6 protein-coding genes are annotated in these 5020 nt (G+C 69.0%); 4 read left to right on the top strand and 2 right to left on the bottom strand.

Features of this window, described 5'->3' with window-relative positions; translation table 11 throughout:
* The 4 genes from GJV64_RS11215 to GJV64_RS11200 all read left to right on the top strand — a co-directional run.
* Nucleotides 1-583 (top strand): acetyl-CoA carboxylase biotin carboxyl carrier protein subunit (locus GJV64_RS11215; RefSeq protein WP_328799177.1); only part of this gene is annotated, 583 nt, incomplete at its 5' end.
* 22 nt (nt 584-605) lie between these two features.
* Complete coding sequence (locus GJV64_RS11210) at nt 606-1769, top strand: isovaleryl-CoA dehydrogenase (protein WP_164157312.1); 1164 nt, start codon at nt 606-608, stop codon at nt 1767-1769.
* A 29-nt stretch (nt 1770-1798) separates the two neighbouring features.
* A complete protein-coding gene (locus tag GJV64_RS11205) occupies nt 1799-3040 on the top strand; it encodes a glutamate carboxypeptidase (RefSeq protein WP_164157311.1) in 1242 nt (413 codons plus the stop codon).
* 43 nt (nt 3041-3083) lie between these two features.
* Nucleotides 3084-3986, top strand: a complete 903-nt coding sequence (locus tag GJV64_RS11200) for a DMT family transporter (RefSeq protein ID WP_164157310.1) — start codon at nt 3084-3086, stop codon at nt 3984-3986.
* Here GJV64_RS11200 and GJV64_RS11195 read toward each other — a convergent pair.
* Both GJV64_RS11195 and fabZ read right to left on the bottom strand, forming a co-directional pair.
* Complete coding sequence (locus GJV64_RS11195) at nt 3958-4428, bottom strand: hypothetical protein (RefSeq protein ID WP_164157309.1); 471 nt, start codon at nt 4426-4428, stop codon at nt 3958-3960. The genes GJV64_RS11200 and GJV64_RS11195 overlap by 29 nt on opposite strands.
* Before the next feature lie 50 nt (nt 4429-4478).
* Complete coding sequence (fabZ, locus tag GJV64_RS11190; RefSeq protein ID WP_164157313.1) at nt 4479-4958, bottom strand: 3-hydroxyacyl-ACP dehydratase FabZ; 480 nt, start codon at nt 4956-4958, stop codon at nt 4479-4481.
* Nucleotides 4959-5020 lie beyond the last annotated feature (62 nt).

Raw genomic sequence — 5020 nt, 5'->3', positions numbered from 1 at the left:
GCCACCGGTGGTGCTGGCCGCCGCGCTGGGGATCGGCTTGCCGGCTCAGACCGGCGGGGCCGGGCCGTTCGCGCTGCCCTTCCGGCTCAACCTGCCCTACGAGCGCCAGGTCCACCTGTGGTGGGCCGAGGTGGCGCACAGCGTTTCCCTGCGCCAGGTCGGCCCGGATCGCTGGCGGATCGGCGGGCTGGCCGGCATAGGCGAGGTGACGGCGCGGCGAGAGGGCATGTTCAGCGTCAGCATCGATCTGGCAGGCACGTTGCTGCCGGCCACAGTGGTGCCAGGCCGCCATGACATCGAGGTGCGCATGGGCGGGCAGTGCTGGCGCCTGGCCACCCGCCCGCCGCGCACCGCCGATGCCGGTGGCGGCGATGGTCGCATCAACGCGCCAATGCCGGGCCGCGTGCTGGCTGTGGACGTGATCCCCGGCCAGGCAGTGGCGGAAGGTGACCGGCTACTGGTGCTGGAGGCGATGAAGATGGAACATCGGCTGACCGCGCGCGGCGGCGGCACCATCACCGCCGTGCATGTCGCCGTGGGCGATCAGGTGGCCGATGGCATGACGCTGGTCGAGATCGGCTGACCGCCGCAGGAAGGAACGAGAGATGCTCAGCCAGTTGCAGTTCGATCACGGTGACACGATCGCCATGCTGCGCGACACGGTGCGCGCCTTCGCAGCCGCCGAAATCGCCCCGCGGGCTGCCGAGATTGACGCGACGAACCAGTTTCCGCGCGATCTGTGGCCAAGGATGGGCGCCCTCGGCCTCCACGGCATCACCGTGCCAGAGGCGGATGGCGGTGCTGGCCTTGGCTATCTGGCGCATGTCGTGGTGGTGGAGGAACTCTCCCGCGCTTCGGCCAGCGTTGGCCTGTCCTATGGCGCGCACACCAACTTGTGCATCAACCAGATCACCCGCTGGGGCACGGCGGAGCAGAAGGCGAAGTATCTGCCCGGTCTCATCAGCGGTGACCATGTCGGCAGCCTCGCCATGTCGGAGCCGGGCGCCGGCAGCGACGTGATCGGCATGAAGCTGCGGGCCGAGGCGAAGGGCAACGGGGCCTATGTCCTCAACGGCAACAAGATGTGGATCACCAATGGGCCGCATGCCGAAACGTTGGTCGTCTATGCCAAGACCGATCCGGATGCCGGGCCCAGGGGCATCACCGCCTTCCTGATCGAGAAGGGCATGGTGGGCTTTTCCACCGCCCAGAAGCTCGACAAGCTGGGGATGCGCGGCTCCGACACCTGCGAGCTGATCTTCGAGGACTGCGAGGTGCCGGCCGAGAATGTGCTGGGCGGCGTCGGCAACGGCGCGCGCGTGCTGATGTCGGGCCTTGATTATGAGCGCGTCGTGCTGTCGGGCGGCCCCATCGGCATCATGCAGGCCTGCATGGACGTGGTGGTGCCCTACGTCCACGATCGCCAACAGTTCGGCCAGCCCATCGGCACCTTCCAGTTGATGCAGGGCAAGCTGGCCGACATGTATGTCGCCCTGTCGACGGCGCGCGCTTACACCTATGCCGTGGCGCAGGCCTGCGACCGCGGCGAGACGACCCGCAAGGACAGCGCCGGCTGTATCCTCTACAGCGCCGAAAAGGCCACCTGGATGGCGCTGGAGGCGATCCAGTGCCTGGGCGGCAACGGCTATATCAACGACTATCCGACCGGCCGCCTGCTGCGCGACGCCAAGCTCTACGAGATCGGCGCCGGCACGTCCGAGATCCGCCGCTACCTGATCGGGCGCGAATTGTTCGCCGAAACCGCCTGAGCACCACTTATCTTGTCGGGGAGACCGCAATGAAATCCGTCGTCATCGCGCTGGCGCTGCTGGCCGGCACGTCAGCCCTGGCCCAGTCCCCGGTGAAGGCCGCAAAGCCCGACGCCGCGCTCCTGAAGGCTGCGACCGCCGAGGCGCCGTCCGTCACCGGCACGCTGAAAAGCCTGGTCGAGATCGAGACCGGGACCGGCGATGCCGAGGGGATGGCGGCGATGGGCCAGTATCTTGAAGGCCGCTTCACGGCCTTGGGCGGCCGTGTCGAGCGGCTGAAGCCCACCGGCGGCGTGGTGGGGGACATCATCGTCGCGCGCTGGCGCGGCACCGGCAAGGGCAAGCTGCTGCTGATCGCCCATATGGACACCGTCTATCAGCGCGGTGCGCTTGCCCGCGCGCCGTTCCGTGTCGAAGACGGTCCGCAGGGGCCGCTGGCCTATGGCCCCGGCATTTCCGACGACAAGAGCGGCATCGCGGTGATCCTCCACACGCTGCCGCTCTTGTCTCAGCGCGATTATGCGGAGCTGACAGTGGCCATCAACACTGACGAGGAGCGCGGCTCGCTCGGCTCGGGCGCCACGATCACCGAACTGGCGCGCGGCCAGACCGCCGTGTTGAGCTTTGAACCAAATGGGATGCCGGAGCGGCTGACGCGCGGCACATCGGCCACCAACACGGTAATCGTCACCATCAAGGGCAAGGCCAGCCATGCCGGCAGCAACCCGGAAGGCGGCATCAATGCGCTGACCGAAGCCGCCCACGTGATCGCCGCCACAAAGGATCTCGATCGCGGCCCTGGCAACCGCCGCTTCAACTGGACGGTGCTGGAACAGCAGCGCGGCGTGCGCAACATCATCCCCGATGACATCACCCTGATCGGCGACCTGCGCACCGCCAGCATCGCCCAGACCGACGAGTTCCGCGCCGAACTGCTGGAGCGGCTGAAGACGCCGTCCATCCCCGGCGCGGTGGTGAAGGCCGAGGTGCGGGTGAACCGGCCGCCGTTCACCGCCACCGAAGGCAGCAATGCGCTGATCACCGCGGCGCAGGAGATCTATGCCGGGTTGGGCCGCGGCTTCATCGTGAACGAGCGCGGCGGCGGCGGCACTGATGCCGGCTATGCGTCTCTCGCCGGTGTGCCGGTGATCGAGTCGCTGGGCCTGCCGGGCTTTGGCGCGCACACGACCTCGGCGGAATATGTCTATCTCGAAGCCGTGCCGCGCCGGCTCTACCTCGCGGCCAGCCTGATTCGCCGGCTGGGGCGCTGAGGCAGGCTGGACGCTGGCAGCAGCGGCGGCTAAGCCCGCCGCCATGCCGCGTTCTGCCGCCCTTGTTGCCACGTTGCAGGTTGCGGCCGGCATCGGTGCGCTGTGCCTGATGGACGCGATGGTGAAGTGGCTGGCGCTGCGCCATGGCGCGCCCTTCACCACCTTTGGCCGCTATGCCAGCGGGACCATCATTGCGCTGGCCGTGTGGCAGTGGCAGGGCCGGCCCGGCTTCGCGCCCGGCGGCCTGAAAGCCAATCTGGTGCGGGGCACGCTGATCGCCGGCATGGCCTTGAGCTTTTTCTGGGCGATCACCCAGCTGCCCCTGGCCCTGGCCCTCACCCTCAGCTTCGTCGGCCCCTTGACCGTGCCACTGATGGCCTCGCTGGTCCTGGGCGAACCGATGCAGCCACGCTATGTGCTGGGCGGCCTCGCCGGCTTTGGCGGCGTGCTGGTGGCGGTGGGCGGCATCCCCGATCTCGCTGGCACCAGGGCGCTGGCCGTGGTCGCCGTGGTGGCCGCGGCCTTCATGTATGGCGCTACCCAGCTGATCCTGCGTGCCCGCGCCGCTGCCGATGGCGCCACCCTCATCACCTTGATGGGCGCCATCGTGCCGATGGCCCTGCTGTCACCCACCACCATCGGCGCGACGCTGCCACAGGGATTGGACCTGGCGCTGATGCTGGGCACCGGCCTGGTTGGCAATATTGGCGTGCAGCTGATGGCGCGAGGCTATGTGCATCTGCAGGCACAGGTGTCGGCGGTGCTGGAGTATAGCGCGCTGCCGTGGGCGGCACTGCTTGGTTGGCTGGTGTTCGACGAAGCAGTGTCTGCCGCCACCGTGGCCGGCGCCGCCATCATCGCGGCGGCCTGCCTGTGGGCGACACGGACCCCGTCCAAACCGGCTGACGCGGCGCCCGTTACTTCGCCGCCAGCTCCAGCTCCTTGAGGCACACGGCCTTGGCGCGGCCGATGGCGGCCACATCGGGCAGCAGCTCCAGGGCCTCGCGGGCATCGGCGAGATAGGCCGCACGACCACCTGCGGGAAAGCTGCCGGCCGGCGCCCCGCATACAGCCTGCACGCCCAGCACCGGCGAGCGCCTCAGATCGGTGACAGCCAGCACGTCCGACGGCGCGCGCGGCAGCGCGGCGGCCAGCGCCGCCGACAATTCGCCAGCCTGCGCCCCTTCAACGCCGCGCGCCAGTTCGGGCGCCAGGGCGATCCAATCGGCGGTGCCGTTGCGGACCGAGGCCATCACGCGCGGCCAGTCACCGCCCGACACAAGCTGCGCCACTGCTGCCTTGGGGCCATCGCTGCGCACCACGCCGGCAAACTGGCTAGCCGACAGAACGCCGGCGAGCAGCAGGAAGGAGGCGATGGGGGTGCTCATGCCGCCTGATATGGGAAATTCCCCCGCAATTGCAATGGCGACGGCAGCACTCAGGCCGGCGGATCGGCGATCATCGCCGTGAAGCTGGCTTCGGCGGCGAGCTTGCCCTCGATCTCGGCCCGGCCGGTGAACTTCGCGATGCGGCCGCGGTCCTGCACCACCTCCACCTTGAGATGCAGCAAGCAGCCAGGTTCAACCGGCTGGCGGAACTTGGCGTTGTCGATCGCCATGAAATAGACCAGCTTGTCCCCGGCATCCGGGTCCTTCAGCCGCGCGCCGTGGATGGCCAGCACGCCGGCGGTCTGTGCCAGCGCCTCGACGATCAGCACGCCGGGCATGATCGGCCGGGCCGGGAAATGCCCGGCGAAGAAGGGTTCGTTGATCGTCACCGCCTTGATGCCGGTGGCCGAGCGGCCGGGAATGATGTCGATCACCCGGTCCACCAGCAGCATCGGGAAACGATGCGGCAGCAGCGCCATGACCGCCAGCACGTCTGCCGTGCTGGCGGTCTCCGTTTCCTGCGACGACATCAGGGACGCGGCGGCGTTGCCGGGGCGGCGCCGGCGGCCGGGGCAGCGCCCGCCGGCGGGGC

Origin of the sequence: Sandarakinorhabdus rubra (assembly GCF_010994245.1) — a bacterium.
GTDB classification, from domain to species: Bacteria; Pseudomonadota; Alphaproteobacteria; order Sphingomonadales; family Sphingomonadaceae; genus Sandarakinorhabdus; species Sandarakinorhabdus rubra.
The sequence above is the reverse complement of the archived record's forward strand: the minus strand, read 5'-3'. Positions and strand labels throughout refer to the sequence as shown.